Here is a 13,822-nt window from a genome sequence, read left to right as displayed (position 1 = left end):
TTAAAGGCGTGGCTGGCACTCAGGGGCCAGCGCGACAATGCGCATAGTTAACACCGTAAAGTTTACATTGTAAAGATGGTTTGATGACAATTTTTTATCTGGCTCAGAATTGTCGCTTAACAAGGCTCAGCGAGTGGCCAAAGTCTTAACTGGCTCGTGCTGGGCCAAGACTGTGTGTAAACTTCGTACCCACGCGGTTTGTCGATGGCATTAAATATAGTGCTTAAAAGATTAAGTGTGCGGCTTGACCTTGGGGTAAGGTCAAGGGTACGGAAATGAATTGGGGAGTAATGCGTGACACGCAAGGGTCGATTTATCACTGTCGAAGGCACCGAGGGGGTCGGTAAGAGTACGAATTTGGCATTTGTGAGCGAGCTTGTGCGCAGCTGGGGGCAAACCATAGTACAAACCCGCGAGCCCGGTGGGACCCCTTTAGCTGAGCAAATTCGCGAGCTACTGCTGGAGAATCGCAGTGAAATCGTCAGTCACAAAGCCGAATTATTAATGGTTTTTGCGGCGCGGGCGCAGCACTTAGAGCAGATGATTGTCCCCAGTCTGGAGCGCGGCGATTGGGTATTGAGCGACCGTTTTACCGATGCGACCTATGCTTATCAAGGCGGCGGGCGCGGCCTTGATTGCAAGCTAATTGAACAGTTAGAAAATTGCGTGCAAGACGAGCTGCGCCCCGATTTAACGATTATTCTCGATATCGAGCCCGAAGTTGGTTTGGCCCGAGCCGCCGCTCGCGCTGAACTCGATCGTTTCGAGCACGAAGATATTGCCTTTTTTAACCGGGTGCGCAGCGCCTACCGGGCCCGGGTCGAGGCCGCGCCCGAGCGTTATTTACTGGTGAATGCAGGGCAGCCGCTGCAGCAAGTGCAGGCGGATATCGCCCGCGGACTCGAGTCCGTTAAAACTCGCTGGGACACTCAAGGCTAACGGTGTCGCCTGTCACCGGGTGTGCAAAGCTTATCCACTCGGCGTGCAGCAGCAAGCGCTCTGAGGCATCACGCAAGGTCTGTGTCGCGTAAAAATTGTCGCCCAGTATCGGGTGGCCAAGGGCCTGCATATGAACGCGCAGCTGGTGCGAACGGCCGGTTACCGGCGTCAAGGCGACCCGGGTGCGCCGCTTTTCATTGTCGCGCGCAATGACCCGGTAGCGGGTTAGGGCGTGTTTGCCGTTGGCAAAGTCAACCATTTGTCTGGGGCGGTTTGGCCAGTCGCAAATAAGCGGCAACTCAATGTCGCCCTGATCTTGCTCTAGCAATCCCCCCACGACCGCGAGGTACCGTTTGCTGATCTGCCGCTGCTCAAACTGTTTACCTAAGGTTTTATGAGCGTGATGATTTTGCGGAACCAGCACTAACCCTGATGTTGGCTGATCCAGCCGGTGGACTATGCGGCTGTTGGGATAATCTACCAGCAGGCGGTTAATGAGACAGTCTTGTTTGTCCGGGCCGCGCCCGGGCACCGTTAGCAATCCGGATGGTTTGTTGACAACCAGAAGGTCTGCATCCTGCCAAATAATAGAAACAGAAGGGGTCAGTGGGTCAGTGGAACAGGGCATAATGCAGCTCGTTGCAAAATTTAAGAGCGCAATTATCGCAAATCGGCGGGGGGCTTGATAAGCTTCAGGTCAAAGAAGTCTGTAAATAGATACTCATGAGCGATTTTCCGGCGTTACCTTACCCTTGGCAGCACGATATTTGGCAGAGCTTTTACCAGCAAGTTCTCAGCGAACGCCTGCCTCACGCTATTATGTTGGCGGGCCCGCAGGGCTTGGGTAAGCGTCATTTTGCCCGGGTTATGGCGCAGTATTTGTTGTGCCAGTCCCCGCGCTCAGAGTCGGCCTGTGGCCGGTGTAAATCCTGCGAGTTAAATAAGGCGGGAACCCACCCGGACTATAAGACGGTGGCGCCGGAGGAGCCGGGTAAGGCAATTCGCGTAGATGATATTCGTGCACTGGCAGAAACTCAGGGTAAAACCGCGCAGCAGTCGGGTTACAAGGTTGTAGTGTTGGAGCCGGCCGAGGCCATGAACACCAATGCTGCCAATGCCCTGTTAAAAACACTGGAAGAGCCCGCCGAGAAAACCCTGTTGGTGTTGGTGAGTGATGCGCCCAGCTCTGTGTTGCCAACCATTCGCAGTCGCTGTCAGATTCGCAGTTTGGCCATACCGCCGGCCGAGCAAAGTCTGCACTGGCTCACGCCTTTAGTCTCTGGCACTGATTACAATGCCAAGGAGTTACTGGCAATGGCTCGAGGTGCTCCTTTGCGGGCACGCGACCTGGTGCAGGGTGATGCCCTGGAGCGACAACAAGGCTGGCTCAACGACATGGGGCGCCTGACGCTCGGGCAGGCCGACCCTGTGGTTGTTGCCGGTGACTGGCAAAAAGGCGATGTGGTAGAGCAGGTAAACTGGCTGATCAGTTGGCTACACGATTTGTCGTGCTGGCAAGTGGGAGCCCCGATACCGCATATTGAACAACTGGATGAAGCCATAAGGCAATCGTTACGTATGATGCAGCCGGTACTTGTGCATCGCTTTCAGGAGAAATTGCTTGGCTGCAAAAAACGTCTGGCCAGTGGTGCCAACCCGAATAAACAATTATTACTTGAAGAGCTGTTAATGGATTGGGGGGTGCTGTTAAAAACCCGCCAGTCGAAGCCGTGATCAGTTGGATGTAAACTTATGACCTTAAAAATGCCGAACGGTGTGTGCCGCCCGCGCCACCTGCTGTCTGTTCGCTTAAAAGCCGTTGTTACGGCCCTGCTGTTACTGCTGGCTGGGGCCACTTGGGCGCAAGCCGAGGAAGACAACAGTGATTTTTATCAGTGGTTGGATGCCCTTCGGGCCGAAGCCGCGCAAAAAGGCATCAGTGAATCGACGCTTGAGCAGGCTTTTGCCGGCATTACCCCGCCGGTAAAGCGCATCATTAAGAATGACCGCTCGCAGGCTGAGGTGGTGGAAACATATGATGGCTATTTAAGTCGGCGCCTCAGTGACTGGAAGAAAACGACGGGTCGCAAGCTAGCCGATGAACACGAACAAGTGCTCAAGCAGGTGTCCGAGCACTATGGTGTGCAGCCTCGTTTTCTGTTGGCGATTTGGGGCATGGAAACCAACTACGGTACCTTCCCCCTGAAGGAGTCGGCATTTAACGTACTGGCGACGCTGGCCTATGACAAACGGCGCGGCGCTTACTTTCGTAAAGAGTTTCTTGCCGCTCTGGAAATGGTCGATAGCGGTTTCCCCACCATGGCGGAGATGAAAAGCTCGTGGGCCGGAGCCCTGGGACAGTCCCAGTTTATGCCTACCAGCTATCAATCTTATGCGCAGGACTTTGACGGCGACGGCAAAAAAGATATTTGGGGCTCCGAGGCCGATGTATTTGCCTCAATCGCCTACTATTTTAATAGCCGGGGCTGGCGCGATGATCAAACCTGGGGCAGGGCAATCCGCTTTCCACCCGGCGGTGAGGCGGCATTAATGGCGGATCAGGACCGTGGCGTTACACCGGATGCCGATTGCAAGCGCTTTAAGTCACTGGGCGCCTGGCGTGACCTGAGAAAGTGGCAGGAGTTGGGGGTGCGTCGAGCTGACGGCTCTGATCTTCCCGATGTATCGATTCCGGCCGCTTTGATCGTGGCCGACAAGGGGGATAATCGCGGTTATGTCGTATATCGCAATTTTTGCACCCTGATGAGCTTTAACCCGGCTTTTAAGTACGCGCTGTCCATTGGCTTGTTGTCGGACGAGCTGCAAGACTGAGCCGGCCCAATAAATCAGGCGTTTGGGCGATGCTCTTAGGGCACTTTCGAGCTGGACAGTCAATGGGTTATGGATTAGTGTTAACAAACTGAATGAATTTGGAAGACTGATCAATGCAAGCACTAGGCGGCGCCCGCAACGGCATACTTTCGCTGACAATCAAGGACAAGGCGGTACTCTATGCCGCCTATATGCCTTTTGTGCAAAATGGCGGCCTGTTCATTCCCACCGGCAAACCCTACAAGCTGGGGGATGAGGTGTTTATGCTGCTTAACCTGATGGACGAGCCGGAGAAAATTCCGGTAGCCGGGAAGGTGGTGTGGCTCACACCTAAAGGGGCGCAGGGCAACCGCGCTGCCGGCATTGGGGTGCAGTTCACCGACGAGGATAATACCGCGGTGACCAAAATCGAAAACTATCTCGCGGGTTCTCTGGAGTCGGACCGCCCGACTCACACCATGTAATATCCGCATTACTGACTTCAAACCGACTTAACGATTGGCAACATTATGCTAGTGGATTCCCATTGCCACTTGGATCGCCTCAAACTCGAACCCTACGATGGCAAATTAACCGGTGCACTCAGTGCAGCCCACGAGCGCGGTATCGGCCAGATGCTGTGCATCAGCATCAGTCTCGATAATGTCGAAACTGTGATTGATATTGCTCACCAACACCCGAGCGTGCTGGCCTCGGTGGGAGTGCACCCGTGCGATGTCAGTGCCGGTACTGCCACCCGTGAGCAGCTCACCACATGGGCGGGCCGCGACAAGGTCGTCGCCATTGGTGAAACCGGCCTCGATTACTACCATGAAACGGATTCCATTGCCGAGCAAAAAGCAAGTTTTGCACTGCATTTAGAGGTGGCGGGTGAGGTTGGCCTGCCCGTTGTCGTGCACACACGTGATGCGCGTTCCGATACGCTTGAATTAATTAAAGCGCACGGCAATCCGGAGCACGCCGGTGTGCTGCATTGTTTTACCGAAAGTTGGGAGATGGCTGAGGCTGCCATGGAGATGAACTACTTCATTTCCCTCTCCGGCATTGTGACCTTTAAAAACGCTAAAGAGCTGCAAGAGGTCGCGCGTAAAATGCCACTGGACCGTTTGTTGGTCGAAACGGATTCACCCTATCTGGCACCGGTACCGTACCGCGGTAAACCCAATGAGCCGAAAAATGTCTATGAGGTTGCGCAGTTTGTCGCCGATATTAAAGGCATAAGTTTCGAGCAGTTGGCCGACATTACCACCGAAAATTTTTATCGTCTGTTTAATCGGGCTCAAGCCTATCGTCCGGAATAATAAAAGTACACGAGGAACCCCTGTGTCATTGGAAACTGTAAAACAACAAACTCTGACCATGCTGCAGTTGCAGGATGATATGAACAGTAAGGTGCACCCCGAGTGGCGAGTGCAGGGCAATGCCTGGTATCGGGCAATTTGGATTGAGTGTGGCGAGCTGATGGATCACTACGGCTGGAAGTGGTGGAAGCACCAAACGCCCGACACCGAGCAGGTGGCCTTGGAGCTGGTGGATATTTGGCACTTCGGGCTGAGTATATTATTGGAAGGCGGCGCCAGCCCGGATGCAATTGCCGATCAGGTTGCCCGAGAGCTGGTAATCAATACCGATCAGACTGATTTACGTCTCGATGTTGAAGCGTTCACTGCGGCCACACTGGCAGACCAACAGTTTCACTTAGACTTGTTCGGTCGTCTTTTGGCCGGCGTCAATATGGACTACGCCGAGCTTTACCGTCGCTATGTGGGCAAGAATGTTCTGAATTTTTTCCGTCAGGATAACGGTTACAAAGACGGAACTTACCGCAAACTGTGGTTTGATGGTCGCGAGGACAACGAGCATTTGGTAGAAGTGGTTGAAGCGTTGGATGCCTCTGCACAGAGCTTTTCGAAGGATGTTTATACAGCGCTTGGGGATAGATATTCCAGGCCGTAGTTGCCGCTGTTGCCGGGAGGGTGTTCCGGCAACAGCTCTCGTTTTGCGCTCAAGCTGGTGCTTTTGTTCGTTAGTGTTCGCAATATAGCCTACCCAAGGGCTCAGAAAATAGATCTTTAATGCCCTCCCTTATGTGCTCCTGGCACTCAGCTGTTCTATAGCATTAATTTCTGGTCGGTTGTATGCACATGGACTTTTCCTGCATATCGACTAAGTAACGTTTGTTCTGGTTTAAATATGAGCACTGTCGCAAAGATGTCGTAATAGTAACGTAGTGAATTCGTCACTGGGAGGCGCAGTCTCGGGCACAATTTCCGGATTGTAACCGAGGGCGTAGAAATGGACGTGAATATAAATACTCAAAAACTAATAACATTAAGAAATCAGAGGGCGTGGAGTCAACAGCACCTGGCGGATACGGCAGGCATTAGTTTGCGTACGGTGCAGCGTATTGAGAATAAGGGCGTGGCCTCTAAAGAGTCCGCGCTAGCGTTGGCGGCTGCCTTTGATCTGACTGCAGCTGAGTTAATGCCACCGGTTTCTCGACCTTGGCGCAAGAGCAGGCCTTTGGTGTTCTCAATGATTGCCGCAGTCGTTCTTGTCGTTGGAATTGCTTTTACAACGTTTGAGTCTGCAGAGAATATTACTTTGGCCGTGAAAGCGGGTTACAACGGACATACGTTTGCCAATGTGACCTTCACCGGACAGCTAGGTGTTGTCAGTGAATATGAGTTAGAGAACAAGCTGCGGTTGAGCGTTTTGCCGAGTATAACTTCCGAGGGGTATGTGTATCTTGAATCTAGGGTCTATGAGCTCGAGCCTGATGGTCAATTTGTACTGGTATCCAGCCCCAATGTGCTGGCTGAGTTTGATCAGCCTGTTGGCATACAGGCAAGTGTCAAAAGTGGTGCTGTCTACGACATTGTTATTGCGCCGCACAGATGAATACTCGAACTAGCGCTCTAGCACGGGTTATGCTCAGCACTTCTTGAGAAAGTCTAACATACTATGTTGACCGTCCGTTTTCTAGGTGGAATGAAAGTGTCTCATTGGTTGGCGCCCCACAGCCATTGGATACTCTATCCGCTATTGATATGGAGCGAGCAGAATGGCTGATTTGGGAGAGGGGTACAAGTTAAGGCGAGGCGAGTGGCAATACTGTAATATTTGATCCGACGCAGAATAAGTAGGTTGTAGAAAATCTCTGAATCATTCGCCGGTATCACCGGAGACAAGGAGTTTGAGTGTATGTGGATAGCTTTGGTTGTGGCGCTTATTGTCGGTGCCGTTATGCTTGAGTTTGACGGAGACTTCGTTAAATTTGTTTTTGGCGCCGCCGCCGGTGGCTTATCTATTTTAGTTTTTAATCTGCACTCAAAACTGACACGCCAATCTATCTGGATTGCGAATCTTGAAAAGCGGTTAGAGGAGCTCTCGGTTAAGGGCACTGTAGACAGCGAAGCGGTTCGAGCGTCCGCAGCTGAATCTCAGTTCGAGCAACCGGCAATCCCCATCGAAGCAAGTCTCTCACAAGGCAAGTCCGAGCAAGACAACATGCCACCTCAGACTACTTCTGAGCAAGATACTCGCCACGAGGCTACAGATACTCCAGACGAAGATTTCTTTACGGTCGAAGATGTTCCTGAAGCTGCCGATTGGGTTGAGGCACCTGCACAAACCCCGGGCTCCAAATCAAAGCCTGAACCGGACCCCTTTGAGGTTGTCGCGGTACGCTGGGTAAAGCGCTGGCTCACTACTGGCAACGTGCCTGTCAAGGTAGGGGTATTGATTTCATTTTTTGGCGTTTCGTTCTTGTTTAAATACGCCGCAGAGCAGAATTATTTACACCTGTCTATTCCTGTACGGTTGGGTGCGGTGGCACTGGCGGCGATGGGGGCTTTGGTGTTCGGGTGGTTGCAGCGAGAGAAGAAAAGAGCGTTTGCCTTAAGTTTGCAGGGTGGGGCAATCGGCGTATTGTTTTTAACGGTGTTTGCCGCCTTTAGGTTGTACGATTTAATGCCACCGTTACCTGCATTTGTGCTTCTGATAGTCTTCACGGCAATTACAGGTGTGCTTGCCATTATACAAAATGCCATGGCACTCGCGGTACTCGGTGTTGTGGGTGGCTTCTTAGCGCCCGTTTTGATTTCCACCGGCTCTGGTAGTCATGTCGCTCTATTTAGTTACTATGCGGTGCTTAATGGTGTAATTTTTGGTGTTTCCTGGTTGCGTACCTGGCGCGTGCTGAACGTTATCGGCTTTGTATTTACCTTCATCATCGCGACAGCGTGGGGGTATCGGTTCTATCAGCCCGAATTCTTCGCTACTGTACAGCCATTCCTTGCGCTTTATTTCATTATGTATCTGGGTATTAGTATGGCCTATGCCCTGGGGCGTTCAGTGCGGCTGAAGTCGTATATTGATTCAACCTTAGTGTTTGGCCTGCCCCTGATAGTTTATCCACTGCAAACTCAACTAGTTCATGATTTTGAGTACGGTACCGCCATAAGCGCTGCAGCCTTAGCCGCGATCTATTTAATGGCGGCCGTCGTGTTGCTCTGTTCGCGCTTGCGCGAACGGGTTCGTATGCTGGGGGAGGCCTATATTGCTCTGGCGGTAGGTTTTGCCACTTTGGCTGTACCCCTGGCGCTTAGCGCTCACTGGACGGCATTTACCTGGGTTTTGGAAGGTGCCGCAATGGTTTGGATCGGCACCCGACAGGAGCGCAAGTTATCGACCATCGCCGGCATTGCGATGCAGCTTCTCGCCGGGGCATCACTGGTTTATTCGCTTAACGACGGCTTGTTGCAGGGGCAGTGGTTGTTTGCTAATACAACGGTGTTGTGCGGATTGTTATTGGCCCTGGCGGGGGTTGCATCGGCGCGCTGGCTCGAGCCTTTGGGCTCCTGGTTTAACGGCGCCGCAGCGAGTTGGACGTGGGCATTGTTTGGCTGGGGGCTTGTATGTTGGTTTGCCATTGTTTGGCATGATATCGCCCGCTTTGTTGATGCGACCTTACATCCGGCGAGCTGGGTAGCACTACTTTCGGTGACGGCAACGCTGCTGTGCCTCGGGCAGGTTAAGTGGCCGTGGCAAAAAGTGCGGGCGGCATTAAGTGGTTATCTGCCGGTTTTGTTTTTGACTGCGCTGGGCGGGCTTAGTAAGAACACCTCTGAACATTATTTTGCGCATTTTGGTTGGCTGGCTTGGCCGCTGGCGGTACTGACATTGCTCTTTGTGTTTTGCAGTAAAAACAGTCTTTTACAATCAGTGCGCCCCTGGCAACGATCAGTGTGTGTTTGGTTGTCTGCGTTGATTTTAGCGCGCGAATTTTATTGGCTTACGTCGTTGCTTCTGCCGGGTGGAGTTTGGGCGAACGTATCGATTATTGTTGTGGCTATCGCGATTCACCTTGTTGTTTGGCAGTTGTGGCAGAGGTCGTTGTTCGGGATTGCACGGCACAGTGATAACTGGTCTAAAAATGGTGTGGGTCCTTTGTTAGGTGTGGCGGCGTTAGTCGCATTAGCAATGCTGTTAACCAACAGTGGCGATCCTTCGCCAATAATCTATGTACCCTTACTCAACCCGCTCGATATTGCTGCCTGCGCTGTTGCTTTGGCGGTAGTCCATTGGTTAAGAGTCAATGCCTTACTTGCTGGGTTTTGGGGGCAAGTACCCGCTAAGCGATTTGTCGGTTTTACCTTATGCGGTGTTGGGTTAATTCTGCTCTCAGGGAACGTCACCCGAGCTGTTCATAACTGGACAGGTGTTGCCTTTACCGCCGACGCTTTGTTTGCGTCGGTGAAGGTTCAGGCTGGTATCTCCGTGGTATGGGCGCTGTCGGCGTTAACGGCGATGGTGGTCGGACATCGCCGCGCCGGAAGGAATGTGTATTTGTGTGGGGCGGCATTAATGGTTGTCGTCGTAGCTAAATTGTTTTTAGTCGATTTATCGCAAAGCGGCACGTTGGAAAGAATTGTTTCATTTATCGGGGTCGGCTTGCTGCTGTTGGTTGTAGGGTTTCTCGCGCCGGTACCACCGAAATTAAAGCCGAATACGGTGTAACAGATAGTGCGTGGGCTTACTTAGGAGCGCGCGATGCGCTCCTATTTTGATTGCCGCCTTTGCCGTTACTTAGTTTTGGTCAGTGTCATTTCCATAATTTGATGCCATTGTTTGCCGTCACGGCTGAATTCGCCTTTCTCTGACCATGTGTTTTCTTCGCTTAGGTCCAGGGTATAGCGCAGCTGGCCGCTGTTGTGGGGTAGGCTTAGAAACCAGCGATAGGTGCTGTTTGCGATTTTTTCCACCGGGGAGTCGGTGGCGCCACGGCCTTGGGCGTACGCGCGCATCATAATTTGTTGTGCGCTTGCGTCGTAGTGAATGACTCCCAGCGCCTGGTGAGCAGTTTGTGGTTTGCCTTGCTCATTGGTCGTTTGGCCCTTGCCTTCGACGATGATCAGTTCGCAATCCCACTGGCAGCGGACGTTTTCGGTAACCATTGAGTCCGATCGGCCTTCGCGGGTCATGTACCAACTGGGCCCGTGCCACTGTCCTTGCAACTGCTCCAGCTCCTTGAGCGGTGAGTCAGATTGTGCGTTCGCACTTATAACTATAAGACCGCTAAGGATTCCTGCTATTAGAATTTTCATGGTGGGTTCCTTGTTAACACTCGTTTCAGTTGGTTTTAAGCGTAGCGCTTTGGGCTCGGGTGGGATTGGATAAAACCGTCATTTTCGAAAGTTTAGGTTTTTGTGCTCGATTCTGCGGACGTAGCGTTTAAAGTCGGGCAGGGGGATGGCGGATACCCGGCTAAAGTCGCGAATAAAATGCGCTTGGTCGAAGTAGCCCTTGTTGTTTACGACGTCCTGGTAGGACTGCTGCTGATATTCTAAGTTGATAATACCGTCGCGTAGGCGCATGGTCATGGCAAACTCTTTCATGGTGAGCCCTACCTCTTCGCGGAAGCGTTTTTGCAGTTGTCTTTCACTTAAAGGTAGCGCGTCGGTTAACTCTCTGATGGATAGAGTGCCGGCGCTTTGCATAATGCGTTGTGCCGCGAGTGTAATGACAGATTTTGCCTTTGTTGCTTTTTCGCCCCACTCGAGCTGGGTAAGCTTTGTGTTGAGCCACTCGGTCCAGGCTGTGTCATCGTTTAGCAGTGGGGACAGTGCGGTCAGGTCGAGCTCGCCGCTTACCGGTGCCGGGGCAATTGTTTGGTCGCGCAAATCGCCGCCATGTTTATAGCCCAGACTGTGGATTATGCCGGGTCGCAGCCGTATACCCATTGTCTTCGAGTTATAAAATACGTCCTTTTCGGTTACCCGCTTAGTCGGGCCCTGCAGCGCGGTTGCTGTTACCTTGTGGGCAGGAAGGCTGAAAACAACCAGTGAAGGTGCTCCATCTGGCATTATAAAGTGGGTAAACGAAGGGGTTGGATCGGGTGACGGCCCAACCTCAAACTTCCAGTAACACAGTACTGCTGAGCTTAACCCGGGGCAGCATTCAAACTCTTGGTAAAGCATGGCAGGGATTCCGTTGTTCTTATTCAATAGGGTGTTCCCGCTTGGGTTTTATTTGGTAGAGCTTAAACTGGATGCTTATTCTACGCTTTGCTGAGCGAGAGGCGAAGATTTCACCTTTTTCGAAGCGGCGGGTCAGGGCGCTGTTTAAAGTGTTGATAAAAACTCAGTTAATAGAAGGAGCATGCGAGTGCCTATTGCAAATTGTATTTTCGCGCCACACTGCCCAGAGGGGCAAGGCGATATTATTGAGTTGTGGTCGGTTTACGCCGGCAAGTCCAGTGACGAAATGACGGTAAATATGATTGCCAGCAATAAGCAGGCTGGCAAACAGTACTCGGTTGTAGCCAGCCTGTATTTACCATCGATTTGGTCCGAGGAGGATATTAATGCTCTACAGACTGGTTTGGCTCGGGCGCTGGCCGAGTATTGGCGGGTCGACTCCGCTGCTGTTTTGGTAATGGTGCATATTCTCGCGTCAGGAAGGGTTGTAGAGTCCGGAGAAACCTTGGTTTGGTAGGGCGATTTGTCGGCGGGAGGCGGTTAAAGAGGTAATAGATGCCACGAATTTGCTTGAACGGTAAATTTTTACATGGACAGATAGCGACATAAATGCGTTTTGTGGTAGAAAGACAAAGTGAGCTTTGGTCAAGGTTAATAACATCAGGTAGGACCATCGAGGCGATTGCGAAAATAAAGCTTGACTTGGGGGCGCATAGCCTATAATTTGGTCGTAGCTAGAAAGTAAGCCTCTTTGTATAGTCTTCATTACGTTGCATTCTTGTAGTACATCGTCCTGTAGTTATTAAAGTTTCGCCTGTTTTCACGCTACACATGCCCTGACAAGGCATCTTTAATATATTTTTTACAGGATATCTATTATGTCTACTACTACTGGTACCGTTAAGTGGTTCAACGAATCTAAAGGCTTTGGCTTCATCGAACAAGAGTCTGGCCCAGACGTTTTCGCACACTTCAGTGCAATCTCTGGTTCTGGCTTTAAAACTTTGGCCGAAGGCCAAAAAGTTGAGTTCACTGTAACTCAAGGCCAAAAAGGTCCTCAGGCTGAGAACATCGTTGCTATCTAAGTAGCACGCTGTTTTACCTGAAAAAGGCAAGCCAATGGCTTGCCTTTTTTGTATCTGCCTTAAGCTTCCCATACCCCATACCCCATACCCCATACCCCATACCCCATACCCCGCGCAGAATTCGTCATATTTGCAAGGCTGTGCAAAGTCGACGTTGATTGGCCATTAGTACCGCTATAATCCCCTACACTGATTAAACTCGCTGTTTTGCCTACCCGGACCTTCATGCCGACTCGATCTTTTTCATTCTCATTAGTCGTTGCACTGGCCGCAGCCATGATGCTCGGTCCGTTCTCGCTGGATACTTACTTACCCGCATTCCCTGCTATTGCTTTAGATTTGGGTGTATCGTCGCAAGCGGTAGCGGTGAGTGTGTCAGTCTATATTTTTGCGCTGGCGCTCGGCCAGCTCATCGGCGGCCCCTTGTCGGATCGCTTCGGGCGCAAGCCAGTACTGCTGGCGGGCCTGGTTCTGTTTACCATTGCGAGTACTTTGCTGGCAATGCTACACACTCTGCCACACTTTCTGGCGGGTAGGGCGCTGCAGGCAATTGGTGCCGGTTGGGTGCTGGTATCGGTTCCTGCCATGGTGCGAGATCGGGTCAGCGGGCAAGAAGCCGCCAAGCTATTTTCTTTGCTAGGGCTCATTCTGGTCGTGGCGCCAGCGATCGCGCCCAGTATCGGCAGTTTACTGCTGAAAATTGGCCCCTGGATGGGCATATTTGTATTTATGGCGATTTATTCGGCTCTGCTGATTCCGGTTTTACTTAGGGCGTTGGCTGAAAAAGAGCCTGTGGTTGAGTTAAGTGAGGCTGAAAAGAACCGCTCCGGCTCAGTTTCCGTGCCGCTCAAAGGGTTTATTCGCCCCTACGTGGCCGTATTCAGAACTCGACCGGCACTGATTTATCTGGCCTGGCAAGTGGGTGCGTTTTCGGTAATGATGGTATTTATTACTCACGGATCGTTTATCTACCAAGAGCACTTCGGCCAGTCAACCGACGCTTTTGCCTTAATGTTTGGCGCTAATATTGTCGCTATGTTTTGCTGCAACTTAATCAATAGGGCATTGTTGGCTCACTGCTTTGGTTCGTTATCAATATTGCAGCTTGCCACCGGGTTGCAGGGATTTGGGTTGTTACTGCTGTTGCTCGCGACACTTATGGATTGGTCTGTTTGGGTGTTCTTACCGGCGATGATGATAACGGTTGGCGCCCATGGGGCGCTTTCGCCCAATTTGCAGGCCTGCTACATGGAGCATTTTCCTCACAACGGTGGTTCAGCTGCAGCCTTGCTAGGGGCGTTTCAATTCGGTGGGGCGGGTGTGCTGAGTGCCCTGTCCGGCCTGCTGCCTCATACCTTACCGGCGGTTATTCTTGCCATGCTCGCTTGTGGAGGTTTGGCCCAGTTGTGTATGTGGTGGTCGCTGGTTTCTCGCTGAATTACCCTTTATTTACGTAATTGTGAAATAATCCTGCCCGCTCATCAA

14 protein-coding genes are annotated in these 13,822 nt (G+C 51.8%); 11 read left to right on the top strand and 3 right to left on the bottom strand.

The features are described 5' to 3' along the window. Positions 1 to 294: 294 nt before the first annotated feature. Complete coding sequence (gene tmk / locus QWI17_RS12125) at positions 295 to 939, top strand: dTMP kinase (protein ID WP_302722768.1); 645 nt, start codon at positions 295 to 297, stop codon at positions 937 to 939. Here the strand turns inward: tmk and QWI17_RS12120 are convergent. After that, a complete protein-coding gene (locus QWI17_RS12120) occupies positions 911 to 1,567 on the bottom strand; it encodes an RluA family pseudouridine synthase (protein ID WP_302722767.1) in 657 nt (218 codons plus the stop codon). The genes tmk and QWI17_RS12120 overlap by 29 nt on opposite strands. Positions 1,568 to 1,662: 95 nt before the next feature. Here QWI17_RS12120 and QWI17_RS12115 point away from each other — a divergent pair, with 95 nt between their 5' ends. The 7 genes from QWI17_RS12115 to QWI17_RS12085 all read left to right on the top strand — a co-directional run bounded on the left by QWI17_RS12115 (position 1,663) and on the right by QWI17_RS12085 (position 9,792). Next, positions 1,663 to 2,673, top strand: coding sequence for a DNA polymerase III subunit delta' (locus tag QWI17_RS12115; protein ID WP_302722766.1), 1,011 nt, complete (start codon positions 1,663 to 1,665; stop codon positions 2,671 to 2,673). 18 nt (positions 2,674 to 2,691) lie between these two features. Continuing rightward, a complete protein-coding gene (locus QWI17_RS12110) occupies positions 2,692 to 3,771 on the top strand; it encodes a lytic murein transglycosylase (RefSeq protein ID WP_302722765.1) in 1,080 nt (359 codons plus the stop codon). Between the two features lie 113 nt (positions 3,772 to 3,884). Further along, positions 3,885 to 4,235, top strand: a complete 351-nt coding sequence (locus tag QWI17_RS12105; RefSeq protein ID WP_302722764.1) for a PilZ domain-containing protein — start codon at positions 3,885 to 3,887, stop codon at positions 4,233 to 4,235. A gap of 45 nt (positions 4,236 to 4,280) precedes the next feature. Continuing rightward, a complete protein-coding gene (locus tag QWI17_RS12100) occupies positions 4,281 to 5,072 on the top strand; it encodes a TatD family hydrolase (RefSeq protein WP_302722763.1) in 792 nt (263 codons plus the stop codon). Positions 5,073 to 5,130: 58 nt separating this feature from the next. Beyond that, complete coding sequence (locus tag QWI17_RS12095) at positions 5,131 to 5,727, top strand: dUTP diphosphatase (RefSeq protein ID WP_370659587.1); 597 nt, start codon at positions 5,131 to 5,133, stop codon at positions 5,725 to 5,727. Between the two features lie 339 nt (positions 5,728 to 6,066). Beyond that, the gene (locus QWI17_RS12090; protein WP_302722761.1) at positions 6,067 to 6,672 is read left to right on the top strand and encodes a helix-turn-helix transcriptional regulator; all 606 of its coding nucleotides are present in this window, start codon (positions 6,067 to 6,069) and stop codon (positions 6,670 to 6,672) included. A gap of 303 nt (positions 6,673 to 6,975) precedes the next feature. Next, complete coding sequence (locus QWI17_RS12085) at positions 6,976 to 9,792, top strand: DUF2339 domain-containing protein (RefSeq protein ID WP_302722760.1); 2,817 nt, start codon at positions 6,976 to 6,978, stop codon at positions 9,790 to 9,792. A 65-nt stretch (positions 9,793 to 9,857) separates the two neighbouring features. Here QWI17_RS12085 and QWI17_RS12080 read toward each other — a convergent pair whose 3' ends face one another. Both QWI17_RS12080 and QWI17_RS12075 read right to left on the bottom strand, forming a co-directional pair. Beyond that, positions 9,858 to 10,379: a hypothetical protein gene (locus tag QWI17_RS12080; RefSeq protein WP_302722759.1), complete on the bottom strand. Its 522-nt coding sequence runs from the start codon at positions 10,377 to 10,379 to the stop codon at positions 9,858 to 9,860. Between the two features lie 78 nt (positions 10,380 to 10,457). After that, entirely contained in the window at positions 10,458 to 11,279 is an 822-nt protein-coding gene (locus QWI17_RS12075) for a helix-turn-helix domain-containing protein (protein WP_302722758.1), read from the bottom strand. A 160-nt stretch (positions 11,280 to 11,439) separates the two neighbouring features. Between QWI17_RS12075 and QWI17_RS12070 the strand changes: the two genes are divergently transcribed. From QWI17_RS12070 to QWI17_RS12060, 3 genes are all read left to right on the top strand, one after another. Then, positions 11,440 to 11,769 (top strand): hypothetical protein, encoded by a 330-nt coding sequence (locus QWI17_RS12070; protein ID WP_302722757.1) that lies wholly within the window; start codon positions 11,440 to 11,442, stop codon positions 11,767 to 11,769. Between the two features lie 361 nt (positions 11,770 to 12,130). Continuing rightward, on the top strand, positions 12,131 to 12,337 hold the full coding sequence (locus tag QWI17_RS12065; protein ID WP_215975385.1) for a cold-shock protein: 207 nt from the start codon (positions 12,131 to 12,133) through the stop codon (positions 12,335 to 12,337). Positions 12,338 to 12,562: 225 nt separating this feature from the next. After that, positions 12,563 to 13,774: a multidrug effflux MFS transporter gene (locus QWI17_RS12060; protein ID WP_302722756.1), complete on the top strand. Its 1,212-nt coding sequence runs from the start codon at positions 12,563 to 12,565 to the stop codon at positions 13,772 to 13,774. The last annotated feature ends 48 nt before the right edge of the window (positions 13,775 to 13,822 follow it).

Source organism: Gilvimarinus gilvus (assembly GCF_030518155.1).
In the GTDB taxonomy this organism is placed as follows: Bacteria; Pseudomonadota; Gammaproteobacteria; order Pseudomonadales; family Cellvibrionaceae; genus Gilvimarinus; species Gilvimarinus gilvus.
This window is presented reverse-complemented; position numbering and strand designations above follow the sequence as displayed.

Excerpts from the sequence above, each read along its gene's own strand:
- QWI17_RS12120 (WP_302722767.1), bottom strand. The coding sequence starts at position 1,567 with ATGCCCTGTTCCACTGACCCACTGACCCCTTCTGTTTCTATTATTTGG.
- QWI17_RS12115 (WP_302722766.1), top strand. The coding sequence starts at position 1,663 with ATGAGCGATTTTCCGGCGTTACCTTACCCTTGGCAGCACGATATTTGG.
- QWI17_RS12110 (WP_302722765.1), top strand. The coding sequence starts at position 2,692 with ATGACCTTAAAAATGCCGAACGGTGTGTGCCGCCCGCGCCACCTGCTG.
- QWI17_RS12105 (WP_302722764.1), top strand. The coding sequence starts at position 3,885 with ATGCAAGCACTAGGCGGCGCCCGCAACGGCATACTTTCGCTGACAATC.
- QWI17_RS12100 (WP_302722763.1), top strand. The coding sequence starts at position 4,281 with ATGCTAGTGGATTCCCATTGCCACTTGGATCGCCTCAAACTCGAACCC.
- QWI17_RS12095 (WP_370659587.1), top strand. The coding sequence starts at position 5,131 with ATGCTGCAGTTGCAGGATGATATGAACAGTAAGGTGCACCCCGAGTGG.
- QWI17_RS12090 (WP_302722761.1), top strand. The coding sequence starts at position 6,067 with ATGGACGTGAATATAAATACTCAAAAACTAATAACATTAAGAAATCAG.
- QWI17_RS12085 (WP_302722760.1), top strand. The coding sequence starts at position 6,976 with ATGTGGATAGCTTTGGTTGTGGCGCTTATTGTCGGTGCCGTTATGCTT.
- QWI17_RS12080 (WP_302722759.1), bottom strand. The coding sequence starts at position 10,379 with ATGAAAATTCTAATAGCAGGAATCCTTAGCGGTCTTATAGTTATAAGT.
- QWI17_RS12065 (WP_215975385.1), top strand. The coding sequence starts at position 12,131 with ATGTCTACTACTACTGGTACCGTTAAGTGGTTCAACGAATCTAAAGGC.
- QWI17_RS12060 (WP_302722756.1), top strand. The coding sequence starts at position 12,563 with ATGCCGACTCGATCTTTTTCATTCTCATTAGTCGTTGCACTGGCCGCA.